At 67.9% G+C, this 14,279-nt stretch carries 18 protein-coding genes; 4 read left to right on the forward strand and 14 right to left on the reverse strand.

Features of this window, described 5'->3' with window-relative positions; translation table 11 throughout:
- Positions 1 to 193 precede the first annotated feature (193 nt).
- A complete protein-coding gene (locus ACQ859_RS27100; RefSeq protein WP_431263577.1) occupies positions 194 to 1,111 on the reverse strand; it encodes an amino acid ABC transporter substrate-binding protein in 918 nt (305 codons plus the stop codon).
- Positions 1,112 to 1,261: 150 nt separating this feature from the next.
- Positions 1,262 to 2,530, reverse strand: a complete 1,269-nt coding sequence (locus tag ACQ859_RS27105; protein WP_431263578.1) for an MFS transporter — start codon at positions 2,528 to 2,530, stop codon at positions 1,262 to 1,264.
- Between the two features lie 236 nt (positions 2,531 to 2,766).
- On the opposite strand from ACQ859_RS27105, the gene ACQ859_RS27110 reads away from it, so the two are divergent.
- From ACQ859_RS27110 to ACQ859_RS27125, 4 genes are all read left to right on the forward strand, one after another.
- A complete protein-coding gene (locus ACQ859_RS27110; protein WP_431263579.1) occupies positions 2,767 to 3,789 on the forward strand; it encodes a diguanylate cyclase domain-containing protein in 1,023 nt (340 codons plus the stop codon).
- Positions 3,790 to 3,857: 68 nt separating this feature from the next.
- A complete protein-coding gene (locus ACQ859_RS27115; protein WP_431263580.1) occupies positions 3,858 to 4,817 on the forward strand; it encodes a DUF3369 domain-containing protein in 960 nt (319 codons plus the stop codon).
- Positions 4,818 to 4,969: 152 nt separating this feature from the next.
- Positions 4,970 to 5,764, forward strand: coding sequence for an adenosylcobinamide-GDP ribazoletransferase (locus tag ACQ859_RS27120; RefSeq protein WP_431263581.1), 795 nt, complete (start codon positions 4,970 to 4,972; stop codon positions 5,762 to 5,764).
- Between the two features lie 31 nt (positions 5,765 to 5,795).
- A complete protein-coding gene (locus ACQ859_RS27125; RefSeq protein ID WP_431266665.1) occupies positions 5,796 to 6,317 on the forward strand; it encodes a histidine phosphatase family protein in 522 nt (173 codons plus the stop codon).
- 27 nt (positions 6,318 to 6,344) lie between these two features.
- On the opposite strand, the gene ACQ859_RS27130 is transcribed toward ACQ859_RS27125, so the two are convergent.
- The 12 genes from ACQ859_RS27130 to ACQ859_RS27185 form a co-directional block, all read right to left on the reverse strand.
- Complete coding sequence (locus ACQ859_RS27130; RefSeq protein WP_431263582.1) at positions 6,345 to 7,013, reverse strand: hypothetical protein; 669 nt, start codon at positions 7,011 to 7,013, stop codon at positions 6,345 to 6,347.
- Between the two features lie 103 nt (positions 7,014 to 7,116).
- Positions 7,117 to 7,671, reverse strand: a complete 555-nt coding sequence (locus tag ACQ859_RS27135) for a Panacea domain-containing protein (protein ID WP_431263583.1) — start codon at positions 7,669 to 7,671, stop codon at positions 7,117 to 7,119.
- Between the two features lie 89 nt (positions 7,672 to 7,760).
- Entirely contained in the window at positions 7,761 to 8,015 is a 255-nt protein-coding gene (locus ACQ859_RS27140; RefSeq protein WP_431260799.1) for a YfhL family 4Fe-4S dicluster ferredoxin, read from the reverse strand.
- A gap of 122 nt (positions 8,016 to 8,137) precedes the next feature.
- Positions 8,138 to 8,647, reverse strand: a complete 510-nt coding sequence (gene coaD / locus ACQ859_RS27145) for a pantetheine-phosphate adenylyltransferase (RefSeq protein ID WP_431263584.1) — start codon at positions 8,645 to 8,647, stop codon at positions 8,138 to 8,140.
- Positions 8,648 to 8,655: 8 nt separating this feature from the next.
- Entirely contained in the window at positions 8,656 to 9,351 is a 696-nt protein-coding gene (gene rsmD, locus ACQ859_RS27150) for a 16S rRNA (guanine(966)-N(2))-methyltransferase RsmD (protein ID WP_431263585.1), read from the reverse strand.
- Positions 9,348 to 10,118 carry an imidazole glycerol phosphate synthase subunit HisF gene (hisF, locus tag ACQ859_RS27155; protein WP_431050423.1) on the reverse strand — a complete coding sequence of 257 codons (771 nt, stop codon included), beginning with the start codon at positions 10,116 to 10,118 and terminating at the stop codon, positions 9,348 to 9,350. Before hisF ends, rsmD begins: the two co-directional genes overlap by 4 nt.
- 3 nt (positions 10,119 to 10,121) lie before the next feature.
- Positions 10,122 to 10,865 (reverse strand): 1-(5-phosphoribosyl)-5-[(5-phosphoribosylamino)methylideneamino]imidazole-4-carboxamide isomerase, encoded by a 744-nt coding sequence (gene hisA / locus ACQ859_RS27160; RefSeq protein ID WP_431263586.1) that lies wholly within the window; start codon positions 10,863 to 10,865, stop codon positions 10,122 to 10,124.
- A gap of 101 nt (positions 10,866 to 10,966) precedes the next feature.
- Positions 10,967 to 11,653, reverse strand: coding sequence for an imidazole glycerol phosphate synthase subunit HisH (gene hisH, locus ACQ859_RS27165; RefSeq protein WP_431263587.1), 687 nt, complete (start codon positions 11,651 to 11,653; stop codon positions 10,967 to 10,969).
- Entirely contained in the window at positions 11,650 to 12,246 is a 597-nt protein-coding gene (gene hisB, locus ACQ859_RS27170; RefSeq protein ID WP_088408422.1) for an imidazoleglycerol-phosphate dehydratase HisB, read from the reverse strand. Before hisB ends, hisH begins: the two co-directional genes overlap by 4 nt.
- Before the next feature lie 65 nt (positions 12,247 to 12,311).
- Positions 12,312 to 13,412: a histidinol-phosphate transaminase gene (gene hisC / locus ACQ859_RS27175; RefSeq protein ID WP_431263588.1), complete on the reverse strand. Its 1,101-nt coding sequence runs from the start codon at positions 13,410 to 13,412 to the stop codon at positions 12,312 to 12,314.
- The gene (locus ACQ859_RS27180) at positions 13,409 to 13,921 is read right to left on the reverse strand and encodes a PIN domain-containing protein (RefSeq protein WP_431263589.1); all 513 of its coding nucleotides are present in this window, start codon (positions 13,919 to 13,921) and stop codon (positions 13,409 to 13,411) included. Before ACQ859_RS27180 ends, hisC begins: the two co-directional genes overlap by 4 nt.
- Positions 13,918 to 14,136 (reverse strand): CopG family transcriptional regulator, encoded by a 219-nt coding sequence (locus tag ACQ859_RS27185; RefSeq protein WP_088408424.1) that lies wholly within the window; start codon positions 14,134 to 14,136, stop codon positions 13,918 to 13,920. The genes ACQ859_RS27180 and ACQ859_RS27185 overlap by 4 nt, the downstream gene beginning before the upstream one ends.
- Between the last annotated feature and the right edge of the window lie 143 nt (positions 14,137 to 14,279).

The following is a 14,279-nucleotide window of genomic DNA, read 5'->3' on the forward strand; positions in this document are numbered from 1 at the left end:
ACTGGAAGCGCGCAGTGTCCCGGCGATGCGCACGGATGCATCCCCCAAGGGCTAGGGAGTCCGACCGGGCCACGCGGGTCCAGGTCTTGCCCCAGCGCCCGCGTTTCCGACCCACCAATGCAAAGCGGACCCGAAGGTCCGCTTGCTCACCAGGATCCGGACGGATCGCCCGGATCGCCGCCCAGATCGACGATCAGATCGAGTAGCCCAGCAGCATCGCCACGCCGGCTTCGCGGTTCGGACGCTTGAAGCCGTCGCGCGTCAGGCGGTTCATCGGGATCGACAGCGCCGAGGTCTGGAACCACTTGTTGTAGAGCTGCTCGATCTCGCCGCTGCTGTAGACGCGGCTCAGCGCGCGGTCCACGGCCGCCGCCAGCTTGGCGTCGCCCTTGCGCATCATGATGCCGTAGGGCTCCACCGAGAACGCCATCTGCCCCAGGCTCAGGCTGTCCAGCGCCTTGTCCTTGGACGCCAGGCCCAGCAGCAGCGCATCGTCCTGCGCGAACGCGCGGGCCTTGCCCTCGCGCAGCGCCTTGAAGGCGTCGGTGTTGTTGGGGTACTGGACCAGCTGCATCTTGGCTTCGCCGGAGGTGTTCAGCTGCGTGAACAGCTTCTCCGAGGTCGTGCCCTTGGCCAGCGCGATCGTCATGCCGTCCAGGTCCTTGATCGAGTCGACCTTGGCACCGTTCGGGATCAGCACGCGCATGCCCGCGACGAAGATCGTGTAGCTGAAGTCGACCTGCTCCTGACGCGCCTTGGTGTTGGTCGTCGAGCCGCATTCCAGGTCGATCTCGCCCTTCTGGAGCTTCGGGATGCGGTCCGCGCCGGAGACGACGACGTAGTTGACCTTCAGCTCGGGGAGCTTCAGCTCCTTCTTGATCTCGTCGACGGCCGCCAGGCACAGGTCGACCGAGTAACCCTGACCCTGCTTCTGCTCGTTGACGAACGAGAACGGACGCGACGCCTCGCGCACGCCCAGCGTGATCGACTTGGACTCCTTGATGCGGGCCATCGTGTCGACGACGGGGCCGGCAGCAGCCGCCGACAGCGACGTCAGCGCAGCGGCGGACAGGACGAAGGCGCCGCTCAGGCGCCGGATCGCGGTGGACATGGTCGAGTTCCGGGTCGGTGAAAACCCTGAATTCTAGAGATCGGATGTTCCTCGCGCGTAACTCAGGCCCCCTGCTCGAGGGCTCACTCTAGACGGTTTCGCACGATGGCGGATCGATCCGTGACTTCCCTCACGGATCGATGGGCGAACTCAATGCGGTTTGGCCGCGGCCGGCACGCCGCCTGCCGCTCCGCCGCGCACGAGCTGTCGCATCAGCAGCGCCGCGACCAGCGTCGAGGCGATGACGACGTAGCCCACGTACGGGAAGTCGTTGACGTGGCCGTCCGGTCCGATGTGGACGATGTGCCCGGCCACCAGCGAGGCCAGCCCGCCGGCCAGCTGCTGCAGCGCCGAGTTGATCGCGTTGAACGAGCCGCGCTGCTCCGGCGCGGGCACCCCGGCCAGCGTCACCTGCGCCGGGATCATGCGCGAGAAGATGCCCACGAACATCACCACGTTGACCACGATCAGCACCCACAGCGGCGACGCGCCGAGGTGCGTGTAGAACGCGACCGTGGCGATGGTGATGGCGCAGCCCGCGTAGAACACCGGCATCGCGCCGATCCGGTCGGACAGGCGGCCGATCAGCGGCGAGAACACCAGCGTGCAGATGCCGGTGATCAGGTAGATGATCGGCAGGTGGTCCAGCGGGATGCCGACGTTGTGCACGACGAAGGCGCTGGCGAACGGCATCAGCATGAAGCCGCCGGTGGTCAGCAGCGCGGTCAGCGCGAAGGCCAGTTGCTGTCGCGGGATGCGCACCGTCTGGAACAGGTGCCGCGCCGCGCTGTGCTGGCCGGTGCCGGCCGCGCCCAGATGCGCATTCACAGGCTGCAGCTTGAAGGCGATCACGAGTGCCGCGAGCACGCCGAACAGCACGATCGCGATGAACGGCGCATGCCAGTCGAAGCGCGAGGCCAGGTAGATCGAGAACGGCAGGCCCAGCACCTGGCTGGCCGCGAAGCCCCCTTGCAGCAGGCCCATCACGCGGCCACGCTGCGCCGGCGGGAACAGGTCGGCGGTGATCGCCATGACGATCGAGCCGATGACACCGCCGAACAGCCCGGTGACGATGCGCGCCGCCAGCAGCGAGGGGAAGCTCGTCGCCAGGCCGCACCACAGCGTGCCCAGCAGGAATCCGCAGAAGAAGAACAGCAGCAGCCGCTTGCGGTCGAAGCGGTCGGCGAAGCCCGCCGTCAGCAGGCCGGCAGCGCCGGCGCTGAAGGCATAGGCGGAGACGGCCAGGCCGAACTGGCCCGAGCTCATGTTCAGCGCCGGCATGATCATCACGCCCAGCGGCGACATGATCATGAAGTCCAGCACCACGGAGAACTGCAGCAGCGCCATCAGGCCGGCGGCCAGCTTCTGGTAGGGGGTGAACGGCGCCATCGCGGCGGGAGACGATTTGTTTTCTGACATGGGGCGCGATTCTGCGCATGCCTCGTATCCACAGCGTAAAGACATGGCTCCCATCGGGAGATTCCCCGAGACGCGACGGTGCCGCGCCGCAACGTCACCGGAAACGGGGGTGAATCGCGCGGGCGCCAGGTCTAGACTGGCGGCACGACGGCAGGTGGTCCCGCGCATCGACGCACCCAGTGCGCGCGCGGAGGGGGCCGTCGTGGGCCAGGGAGCGGGTCCTTTCGGGGCGGTCGATGCCGAGCCGGGAAGCGCTACTCCGCATCATCGAGATCCACAGCCAGGTCGCCCAGCTCGGGCTCGACCTGGCGGGCGTGATGTCGCTGTCGGTCCACGGCACGCTGGAGCTCGTGGACGCCGACGGCGCCGCCATCGAGCTGGCCGAGGGCGAAGACCTGGTCTACCGCGCCGTCGCCGGGGCCGCCAGCCACCAGCTCGGCGTGCGGGTGCGCCGCGACGGCAGCCTCTCCGGCACCTGCCTGCGCCAGGGCATCCCGCTGATCTGCGAGGACGTCGACACCGACAGCCGCGTCGACCTCGAGGCCTGCCGGCGCGTGGGCCTGCGCTCGATGGTCGTGCTGCCGCTGTCGCACCAGGGCACGCCGGTCGGCGTGCTCAAGGCCTTCTCCTCCCGCATCCGCAACTTCGGCAACCGCGAGGTGGAGGTGCTGTCGCTGATGTCGAAGGTGCTCGGCGCGGCGATGTACTGGGCCACGCGTTACGGGCGCGACGACCTGTTCCATCGCGCCACGCACGATGACATGACGGGGCTGGCCAACCGCTCGCTGTTCATGGACCGGCTGCGCCACGCCACCGCGGAGGTCGAGCGCGGCGATCCGCCGATCGCCATCGTGCTGCTGGACATGGACGGCCTCAAGCCCATCAACGACACGCTCGGCCATGCGGCGGGCGACGCGGCGCTGATCGAGTTCAGCCGCCGGCTCGCGGACACCACGCGCGAATCGGACACGGTCGCCCGGCTGGGCGGTGACGAGTTCGCGATCCTGCTGACGCATGCGGGGTCCGCGGCGACGCTGGCAGCCACGCTCCAGCGGATCCATGCGGCGGTCGAGGGCCCCTTCACCTACCTCGACCGCGTCCTCCCGCTGCGGGCCAGCATGGGCGCGTCGCGCTGCCCGGAGGACTGTCGCGACGCGACGGCGCTGATGGCCTGTGCCGACCTGCGGATGTACGAGACCAAAAGGACCCGGCAAGGCCGGGACCGCACCGGTCCGATGCCGCTGGAGCCATCCTGCTGAATTCCAGGCTTCCCATGTCACCCCGGCTGTTGATAATGGCCCGCAACAAAATCAGCAGGGAGGAACCGATGACCGACATGGTGTTCGCCGACGAGCTGCCGGATCCCGGAGAAGACGCCCGCTTGCGCCCGCTCGACCCCTGGCTGGTGATGATCGTCGATGACGACCCCGCGGTGCATCAGGTGACCCAGCTGGTCATGGCGGATTTCGAGTTCGCCGGTCGGAAGCTCCAGTTCCTCAATGCGTACAACGGCGCGGAAGCCCGCGACCTGCTGCGCGATCGCCAGGACATCGCGCTCATCCTGCTCGACGTGGTGATGGAGTCCGAACACGCCGGCCTCGACGTCGCGCGCTTCATCCGCGAGGAGCTCCGCAACAGCCACGTGCGCATCGTGCTGCGCACCGGGCAGCCCGGTCAGGCGCCCGAAGAACACGTCATCAAGACCTACGACATCAACGACTACAAGGAGAAGACCGAGCTGACCAAGCGCAAGCTGATCACGGTCTTCTACTCGGCGCTGCGCTCGTACCGCGACATCGTGATCCTGTCGCAGTCGCGCGCGGCGCTGCGGCGCTCGATCGACGCGATCACGCAGATCCACGACTCGAGCAACCTGCGCCATTTCGCCTCGGCATTGCTGGAGCAGGTCGGGCACATGCTGGGCTACCAGGCGCAAGGCCTCTGCGCGAGCCGCATGTACGCGGCCTCGCACGCGCAAGGCCGGCTGCAGGTGCTGGCCGCGACATCGGAGTACCAGGGCCTGCTCGCCGATGCCCAGGTGACCGACCTGCCCCCCGATGTCCGCGAGGCGCTCGACCGCGCGCTGTCGACCCGTGAAAGCAGTTTCGAGAACGGCCGCTTCATCGGCTACTACCGGACGCACTCGGGCAACGAGAGCCTGCTGTACATGGTGCTGTCGGATCCGCTCGACGACGAAGGGCGGGAGATGCTCGACATCTTCTGCGCCAATGTCGCGATCGCGTATGAGGGGCTGCTGGAGCGGGATCGGGGACGTCCGACGGCCTGATCCCCGCGGGAGGCCAGGCGCGGGCGCTCCACGGGGCATGGGGCCTCGCGTCCGCGAACCCCACGCCCCATTCCGGCCCCACCCGCGCTCGCTGTCCGCGCGTCCTGCGCAGAGCGGCTCGTATCATCGCGGCCGGTTTTCCTTCCGCGTCCATGCATCAGATCCGCCTCTTCCTTGTCGCCCTGCAGTTCTTCACGCGCGTGCCCGTGCCGCGCTGGGTCGGGTTCGAACCCGACTGGCTGCAGCAGTGCGCGCGCTACTTCCCGCTCGTCGGCGCAGTGATCGGCGGCTTCTCGGCGCTGGTGCTGTGGGGCGCGCTCCAGCTGTTCCCGGCCACCGTCGCCGTGGGACTGGCAATGGCGGCCAGCGTCTGGCTGACCGGCGGCTTCCATGAGGACGGACTCGCCGACAGCTGCGATGCGCTGGGCGGCGCGGTCTCGCGCGAGAAGGCGCTGACCATCATGAAGGACTCGCGCATCGGCAGCTACGGTGCGCTGGGCCTCATCCTCGTGCTGGGACTGAAGGCGACCGTGCTGCTCGGGCTCGCCGACATCGACCCGATCCTCGCGATGGTCGCGATCGTCTGGGCGCACGTGGCTTCGCGCGCGGCGCCGGTGTGGCTGCTGCATGCACTGCCCTACGCCGGCGACGCCGACCATGCGAAGGCCAAGCCACTGGCGATGCAGATCAGCGGGCCAGGCCTTGCCATCGCGCTGGCGCTGGTGGTGCTCGCGACGGTCGCCGGCGCGTGGATCACGCCAGAGAACGTGCCCGAGATGCTGGCGGCGGTGGTGGTCAGCGCAGGCCTGACCTTCTACATGCAGTCGATGCTGGAACGCCGCCTGAACGGCTACACCGGCGACACGCTGGGCGCAACGCAGCAGATCGTCGAGCTGGGCGCGCTGCTGGCGTTCCTGGCGATGGCGCCGCTGTTCCCGGCGGACTGACGATGAGTCCCCTGCCAGCGTCGGTGCCGGCATCCAGGTCACTGTCTGGCGGCATCCGCGGCCCGAAGGGGCAAAGGGCCTGTGCGTCGGCGCGCGCTGCGACCTGCCGGTGGAACGACGCCGCGCCAAACGGCTTGCTCGGCGCATCCAGGCCCACGCGCGGCGACACCACTTGCCGCATGAGGTGTGGACGTCGCCCATGCGGCGTTGCGCGGACGTCGGACGCTGGCTCAAGCGATGGGGATGGCGGCATCGCATCGATGCGGCGCTCGCGGAGATCGATTTCGGCGCGTGGGATGGCCGACCATGGACCGAGATTCCGAAGCACGAGATCGACGACTGGGTCGCGGACTTCGCGCGCTTCGCGCCTGAGGGCGGCGAGTCGCTCACCGCTTTGCTCAAGCGCGCCTCGACGTGGTCGGGCGGCGCGCTGATCGTCAGCCACGGCGGTTGGATGCTGGCGAGGCGGTGGGCGCGGGAGCATCCCGACCGACCGCCTCAAGCCGATCAATGGCCACGGCCGCCCGACTACTCGGAGCGCTGGGAACTCTGAGCTCCAACGTCCGCCTCAGCCTCGGCCTCAGCTATCGAGACGTCTCTCCAACACGGCCACGAGGCCGGCTGCAAAGATGTCTCGGTAGCTGCCCACGCGGCCTTCGGCGATGAGCTGGTCGGCGTCCTCGATCTCGGTGCCGTCGATGACCGGCATGACGATCGCGCTGCCACGCTGGTCGCGGCGCCATTGCAGCGCGGCAGCAAGGTCGATCTCACATCCGCACGCGCGCTCACGGCTCTTCGCCATCACCTGCGCGACTTCATGCCGCAGTGCAGTCACCTCGCAGCCGAGCGGCTTGGACAGACGGACCTTGTAGTCGTTGTACTTGCTGGGCTGGGCGTTGTGCAGCGGATCGAAGAGCACGATCTGGAAGATTGCTTCTTCGTCGAAGAACCCGATCAGACGCCCCTCCGCCTTTGATACCGCCAGCTGGATCAAGGAGAACTCGCGTCCAGGAGGATGATCCGCCTCCACGATCCAATCGATGTCCTCAGGCCCGAGCGGCGCATTGCGGGCAGACCAATCGATGTCATGAATGCGGAGCGTGCCTTCTCGAACACCGGCGTCGCGCATCACGTCCATCACCCGCAAGCCGGAGAGCTCTCCCAAGCGATAGAACATGGAGACCATCCAACGCTTGTCGATCTCTGCCGAATCAAAGCCGAAGAACTTGATCTCGCGGAAGAACTTCATTCCGAAGGACCACTTGGGATTGCCTGAGGATCGCGTCTGTCGCCCCTGCGGTGTCGGCCTCTCTGCGACTGGCGCAGGATCTGCAGCCCGCATCCGCGGCGAGTCAGACCTGCGCAGGTATACCTTGGGCTTCATGTTCCTGCTCCATTTGCGACTTGAAGAACTTCCGCATGCAGTCTTCGTCGAGTTCGCGATCGCATTGATCGGCAAGAGGCAGGTGGCCTCGCGCCTTGAGCCAAGGCAACTCCTCACGGGACATCCGCATCAACTGGAACGTCGGGTAAATGGCGTATTCGTCGAGGATGCGATCGATGTGATTGCGCTCGACCTCGCTGAAGACATCGAACGAAAAACCTTCGCGTACGTCGCGAAGCTCGACGGCGCCGTACAAGGAACGATCCCAAGAGAAGCGATCAAACAGCGGCTTGCTGATGGGTCCGTGGATCCACGCCTGGAACCGCTCCGGGAAGAGCGGGCGGTCGTGTACAACCAAGTGCCAGCCTTGCACGTAATAAAGCAGCTTGTGCAGCCGATGCACGCTGGGACGCTCGCCGGCCTCCCAGAGCTTCACAATCAAGTAGTCCGCCACATCATGGATGTCCGCCATCTCACCTTCCTTCCGATGAAGCGATCCCGGCCCGACGATCGGCAACTGCACGACGCTCAGAAGGGTTCCGGAATCAGAAGGCGGTGATCTTGCGCCGTGGCGTGCGGTGCTTCAATTGCCCGTTCAAGTAGGCGAATGACTCACGCGGTCTGCTGGGTCAGACGCACGTACTTCTGCATCAGCGTCTCGCGCGATTCGACGTGATCAGGATTGACGGGGATGCAGGCCACCGGACACAACATCGCGCACTGCGGCTCGTCGAAATGCCCGACGCACTCCGTGCACTTGCTGTGCTCGATCTGGTAGTACTCCTCGCCCATCGAGATGGCGTGGTTGGGGCATTCGGGCTCGCAGACGTCGCAGTTGATGCATTCGTCGGTAATCATCAGAGCCATACTGCGCCCTCCCAGCAACCGACGAATACGGCAAGCGCTCGTAGGCGCTTGCCGCGCTCGGCGGGGCAAGGCATGCCTTGCCTGTTTCCGCCTCTCGTGTCAGTGATCATCAACGCCATGGCTTACTGCTCCCTGCGGTTCTTGGCGACGCGCTCTTCGAGGCGCTCGCGGACCAGCGGCGAGACGAACTTGCCGACCTCGCCGCCGAGGGTGGCGATCTCCCGCACGAAGGTCGAGGAGACGAACTGGTAGTGGTCCGACGGCGGCAGGAAGACCGTCTCGACCTCGGGCATCAGCTGCCGGTTCATGCCGGCCATCTGGAACTCGTATTCGAAGTCCGAGACCGCCCGCAGCCCGCGGACCACCACCTTGCCGCCGTTGGCCAGCACGAAGTGGCTCAGCAGGCCCTCGAGGGCCACCACCTCGACGTTCGGATAGGGCGCCACCAGCTGGCGCGCCATGTCCAGCCGCTCGTCGATGCTGAACATCGTCTTCTTGTGATGGCCCGCCGCGACCGCCAGCACCAGGCGCTCGAACAGCCGGCTGGCGCGACGCACCAGATCCTCGTGGCCGAGGGTCATCGGGTCGAAGGTGCCGGGGTAGACGGCCGTCAGCAGGATCTGGGAGGTCATGGGGCGGATTATCCGCCGCGGCGCAGCAGGCGGTAATGCACCGCCCCGGCCCGCCCTTCCTTCCACACGGACAAGCCCAGCGCGGCCGGCGCTTCGATCGCCTCCGGCGACTCGAGGTAGATCAGCCCGTTCTCGGCCAGCAGCGGCGCGGCCGCGGTGAGCGCATCCAGGAACAGGCCCTCCGCGAACGGCGGATCCAGGAAGATCAGGTCGAACGATCCCGGCGTTCCGCGACGCATCCATGCGAGCGCATCGGCATTCGCGATCGTCATCGGCACCGTGCCGTCCTTGTCCAGCCGCTTGAGATTGGCGCGCAGCGCGTTCGCGAGCGTCGCATCGCGCTCCAGCAAGGTCACGGCGGTCGCGCCGCGCGACGCTGCCTCGAAGCCCAGCGCCCCGCTGCCGGCGAAGGCGTCCAGCACCCGCCAGCCCGCCAGGTCTTGCCCCAGCCAGTTGAACAGCGTCTCCCGCACCCGGTCGGGCGTCGGGCGCAGGCCGACCACATACGGCACCGGCAGCTTGGATCGCTTCCAGACACCGCCGACGATGCGGACCTCGCCCGGTCCCGCCTCGCGCGGACGCGGCTTGACCGCGCCGTCGCCCACCGTCACCCGCGGGCCGGGCCGGCCGGACCGGCGCAGGCCGTCGACCTCCGGGGTCTGATCACGCTCACGGCCCTTGGCTCGCCCACTGGAGTTGCTCATTGGCGGACCGGAATGCCCTGCGACGCCATCAGCGCCTTGGCTTCGCCGACGGTGTGATCGCCGTAATGGAAGATGCTCGCGGCCAGCACCGCGTCGGCGCCGCCCTTCGTGATGCCGTCGGCCAGGTCCTGCAGCGAGCCCACGCCGCCCGAGGCGATCACGGGCACGCCCACCGCGTCCGACACCGCGCGCGTCAGCGCCAGGTCGAAGCCGCTCTTGGTGCCGTCGCGGTCCATGCTGGTCAGCAGGATCTCGCCCGCGCCGAACTCGGCCATGCGCGTCGCCCATTCGACGGCGTCCAGGCCCGTGTTCTTGCGGCCGCCGTGCGTGTACACATCCCAGCCCGTGCTGCCGTCGGCGTTCTGGCGACGCTTGGCATCGATCGCGACGACGATGCACTGCGCACCGTACTTGTCGGAGGCCGCGCGGATCAGCTCGGGATCGGCCACCGCCGCCGAGTTGAAGCTGACCTTGTCCGCCCCCGCGTTCAGCAACCGGCGCACATCGGCGACCGATCGCACGCCGCCGCCGACCGTCAGCGGAATGAAGACCTGCGAAGCCACCCGTTCGATGATCGGCAGGATCAGGTCGCGGCCGTCGCTGGTCGCCGTGATGTCGAGGAAGGTCAGTTCGTCGGCGCCCTGCTCGTTGTAGCGGGCCGCGATCTCGACCGGATCACCGGCGTCGCGCAGCTCGACGAAATTGATGCCCTTGACGACGCGACCGCCGGTCACGTCCAGGCACGGGATGATCCGCTTGGCCAGCACCGGTCAGCCTCCGTTCAGCTCGTCGGCGCGCCGCTGCGCGCCGGCGAAGTCGAGGTCGCCGGTGTAGATCGCGCGGCCGCAGATCACGCCGCTCACGCCCTCGGACTCGACCGCGCAGAGCGCGTCGATGTCGGCGAGGTTGGACAACCCGCCCGAGGCGATCACCGGGATGGAGAGGGCCTGCGCCAGCTTCACCGTCGCGTCGATGTTGATGCCGGTGAGCATGCCGTCGCGGCCGATGTCGGTGTAGATCACGCCCTCGATGCCGTAGTCCTCGAACTTCTTCGCGAGGTCGATGACCTCGTGCCCGGTCAGCTTGCTCCAGCCGTCGGTGGCAACCTTGCCGTCCTTGGCGTCCAGGCCCACGATGATGTGGCCGCCGAAGGCCGTCGCCGCATCCTGCAGGAAGCCGGGGTTCTTCACCGCGGCCGTCCCGATGATCACGTACGACAGGCCGTCGTCCAGGTAGCGCTCGATCGTGTCCAGGTCGCGGATGCCGCCGCCCAGCTGCACGGGGATGTCGTCGCCGACCTCGCGCAGGATCGCCTTGATGGCCGCCTCATTGACCGGCTTGCCGGCGAAGGCGCCGTTCAGGTCCACGAGGTGCAGACGCCGGGCCCCGGCGTCGACCCATCGGCGGGCCATCTCGGCAGGATCCTCGCCGAAGGTCGTGGAGTCGTTCATGTCGCCTTGCTTGAGGCGGACGCATTTGCCGTCTTTCAGGTCGATCGCGGGAATCAGCAGCATGGCCGAGGCAGTGGGGGTGAAGGAAAGGGAAGGTTCTGGACGACTCGAGAACGCGGCGGGCGCGGCTCGCGGCACCGGCCCGGAGGCCGGGCGTCATGCGCTCACGGCGTCCAGTGCAGGAAGTTGCGATACAGGGCGAGCCCGGACGCGGCACTTTTCTCGGGGTGGAATTGGGTGGCAAAAATGTTATCCCGCGCCACAGCACAGGTAAAGCGCGGGCCGTACTCGCTGTCGCCGGCGCTGTCGCGCGGGTCCGACGTCTCGGCGTAGAAGCTGTGCACGAAGTAGAACCAGCTCCCGTCCGGCACCTCGCCCCAGACCGGGTGCGCCCGCGTCTGGTGCACGCGGTTCCACCCCATCTGCGGCACCTTGTAGCGGCTGCCGTCGGGCTGGCGCTGCCCGTCGAGGCGGAAGCGCTTCACGCGGCCGGGGATCAGGCCCAGTCCGGGCGTGTCCTGCTCCTCGCTGTGGTCCAGCAGCATCTGCATGCCCACGCACACGCCCATCAGCGGCTTGCGCGCGGCGGCGTCGAGCACCGCCTCCTTCAGGCCGCTGTCGGCGAGCTCGCGCATGCAGTCGCGCATCGCGCCCTGGCCGGGCAGCACGATGCGCTCGGCGGCATAGACCTCGTCCGGCTCGGACGTGATGACCACGCGCACGCCCTGGTCCTGCGCCGCGGCGAGCACCGCCTGCGACACCGAGCGCAGGTTGCCCATGCCGTAGTCGACGACCGCGACGGTGCGCGGCTGGGAGACCTTGGAGACGGTGGAGGCTGCGGAGGCGCTCACAGTGTGCCCTTCGTGGACGGGATCACGCCGGCCGACCGCGGGTCCAGCGTCATCGCCATGCGCAGTGCGCGGCCGAAGGCCTTGAACATGGTCTCGCACTGGTGGTGCGCGTTGTGGCCCTTGAGGTTGTCCACGTGCAGCGACACCAGCGCATGATTGACGAAGCCCTGGAAGAACTCGTAGGTCAGCTGCGTGTCGAAGGCGCCGACCGATCCGGCGGTGAACTTGACGTCCATCGCCAGGCCAGGACGGCCGGAGAAGTCCACGACCACGCGCGACAGCGCCTCGTCCAGCGGCACGTAGCTGTGGCCGTAGCGGGTGAGGCCCTTCTTGTCGCCGACCGCCTGCGCGACGGCCATGCCCAGCGTGATGCCGACGTCCTCGACGGTGTGGTGGCCGTCGATGTGCAGGTCGCCCTTGGCCTCGATGTCGAGGTCGATCAGCCCGTGGCGGGCGATCTGGTCGAGCATGTGGTCGAAGAAACCGATGCCGGTGTTCAGCGACGCCTGCCCGGTGCCGTCCAGATTCACGCGCACGCGGATCTGCGTTTCCTTGGTGTCGCGGCGGACTTCGGCGATGCGTTCGGAGCTCATGGGGATTCCAGGGAGATCAGGGATCAAGGAGGGACAGTGGACCTTCAGGCTTGCGTCAGGCTTGCTCAAGCCGGCTTCAAGCTGGCGTCGATCGCCGCCAGCATGGCCGCGTTCTCGTCCGGCGAGCCGACGGTCAGGCGCAGACAGCGCGCCAGCAACGGGTGCATGCCCGACACGTTCTTCACCAGCACCCCACGCGACTTCAGGTCCGCATGCAGGCGGTTGGCGTCGGGCACGCGCACCAGGATCATGTTGCCCTCGCTCGGGAAGGCGTGCAGGTCGACGGTCCTTGCCAACGTGGCCAGCGCGGTCTGCAGCTTCTGGCGCTCGGCCCGCAGCTCGGCGGCCTGGCGCTCATAGACCTCGGCGTGTTCCAGCGCGAAGAGGCCGGCTTCCGCGTTCAGCACGCTGACGTTGTACGGCGGGCGCAGCTTGTCGATGTGACGGATCAGCTCGGCATTGCCCATCATGTAGCCGATGCGCACGCCGGCCAGGCCGAACTTGCTCATCGTCCGCATGACCAGCACCTGCGGATGCCGCGCCATCAGCGCCATCGAGTCGCGCGCGGCGAAGGGCTGGTAGGCCTCGTCCATGACGACCAGCCCCGGCGCGGCCTGGGCGATGCGCTCGATGACGGCGTCGTCCCAGAGGTTGGCGGTCGGGTTGTTCGGATACGCCAGGTAGACGATGGCGGGACGGTGCTCGGCGATGGCGGCGAGCATCGCCGCCTCGTCGAGCTCGAAGTCCGCCGTCAGCGGCACGCCGACGAAGTCGAGGTGCTGGTACCGCGACGACAGTTCGTACATGACGAAGCCGGGCACCGGGGCCAGCACGACCACGCGCTCGCCCGGCTGGCAGACGGCCATCGCCAGCAGCGAGATCAGTTCGTCCGAGCCGTTGCCCAGCATCAGCGCCTGGCCCTCGGGCAGCTTCGCATGCGCGGCCAGCGCCTGCGCCAGTTCCTGCGTGCGCTCGCCCGGGTAGCGGTTGATGGCGACCGCGCCGAGGCGCTCGCCGAGCGCACGCTGAAGCTCGGGCGGCAGCCGGAACGGGTTCTCCATCGCATCCAGCTTGATCAGGCCGGCCGACGGATGCACCTGGTACGCATGCATCGCGCGGACGTCCTCGCGCAGGACACCGAGGGCTCGATCGAGGGCAGCTTTCATGGGGCGACCGCCGCGGTGGGCAGCAATTCGGAGAGGGAGACGCCTGCCGGCAGCGCGCGCAGCGGGTCGACGATCAGGACGCTGTCGTAGAGCTGCCCGTGCGGCAGCGCCAGGCTCAGCACGGTCTCGCAACCCTGGGCCTTGGCGGCCGCGACGATCAGCGCGTCGGCGTACGGCAGCGAGAAGCGGCTTTCGAGCGACCAGGCGGATTCGACCGTCGCATGATCGGTCGCCCAGGGCGCCCAGCGCTGGTAGCGGCGCACCTCGGCCCGCGCGTCGCCGTTCGGCATCGCGGGGGTGATGTGCATCGTCACCGAGCGGTAGAAGTCGTTGAGCACCTGGCTGGAGGTGCGCCCCAGGCGTTGCTGCCACAGGCAGCGCAGCCAGGCCATGGCCTGCGCGCGGCGCGCAGGATCAGCGCCGTCCTCGCTGAGGATCAGCACCGAGGTGTCGACGAAGACCGGTGCGGTCAGCTCAACGCGGACGAGGTCGTCAACGAGGGCGCTCACAGCAGCTCCCGTCCCGGGTACGGCTGGCCGTCGGAAGACCAGGTGCGCTCGCGATGCAGCCAGTCCTGCAAGGCGCGCTCGTAGGCGTCGTCGTGGCGCATCTTCTCGGCGAGCAGTTCGCCCACCAACCGCGAGACGCTGGTGTTGCGCCGCGCCGCCTCCAGCCTCGCCCACTCGGCGACGCTGTCTTCCATGGTGACGGTGACGTTCTTCATCTGGGCCTCAGATTAACACGAAGTTCGTGTTGCACGAACTTCGTGTTCAATGAAGGCCCGATTGAAAATCCGACTTCCGAGGCCAGGCGCGGGCTCTCCACGACTCAGGGGGCGCCCCTCCGGGAACCCCCAGAGTCATTCCG

This window comes from Roseateles chitinivorans (assembly GCF_050632235.1).
Classification (GTDB): Bacteria; Pseudomonadota; Gammaproteobacteria; order Burkholderiales; family Burkholderiaceae_C; genus Roseateles; species Roseateles chitinivorans_A.

Coding starts and splice junctions, on each gene's coding strand:
- ACQ859_RS27100 (WP_431263577.1), bottom strand. CDS start 1,111: ATGTCCACCGCGATCCGGCGCCTGAGCGGCGCCTTCGTCCTGTCCGCC.
- ACQ859_RS27105 (WP_431263578.1), bottom strand. CDS start 2,530: ATGTCAGAAAACAAATCGTCTCCCGCCGCGATGGCGCCGTTCACCCCC.
- ACQ859_RS27110 (WP_431263579.1), top strand. CDS start 2,767: ATGCCGAGCCGGGAAGCGCTACTCCGCATCATCGAGATCCACAGCCAG.
- ACQ859_RS27115 (WP_431263580.1), top strand. CDS start 3,858: ATGACCGACATGGTGTTCGCCGACGAGCTGCCGGATCCCGGAGAAGAC.
- ACQ859_RS27120 (WP_431263581.1), top strand. CDS start 4,970: ATGCATCAGATCCGCCTCTTCCTTGTCGCCCTGCAGTTCTTCACGCGC.
- ACQ859_RS27130 (WP_431263582.1), bottom strand. CDS start 7,013: ATGAAGTTCTTCCGCGAGATCAAGTTCTTCGGCTTTGATTCGGCAGAG.
- ACQ859_RS27140 (WP_431260799.1), bottom strand. CDS start 8,015: ATGGCTCTGATGATTACCGACGAATGCATCAACTGCGACGTCTGCGAG.
- coaD (WP_431263584.1), bottom strand. CDS start 8,647: ATGACCTCCCAGATCCTGCTGACGGCCGTCTACCCCGGCACCTTCGAC.
- rsmD (WP_431263585.1), bottom strand. CDS start 9,351: ATGAGCAACTCCAGTGGGCGAGCCAAGGGCCGTGAGCGTGATCAGACC.
- hisA (WP_431263586.1), bottom strand. CDS start 10,865: ATGCTGCTGATTCCCGCGATCGACCTGAAAGACGGCAAATGCGTCCGC.
- hisB (WP_088408422.1), bottom strand. CDS start 12,246: ATGAGCTCCGAACGCATCGCCGAAGTCCGCCGCGACACCAAGGAAACG.
- hisC (WP_431263588.1), bottom strand. CDS start 13,412: ATGAAAGCTGCCCTCGATCGAGCCCTCGGTGTCCTGCGCGAGGACGTC.
- ACQ859_RS27185 (WP_088408424.1), bottom strand. CDS start 14,136: ATGAAGAACGTCACCGTCACCATGGAAGACAGCGTCGCCGAGTGGGCG.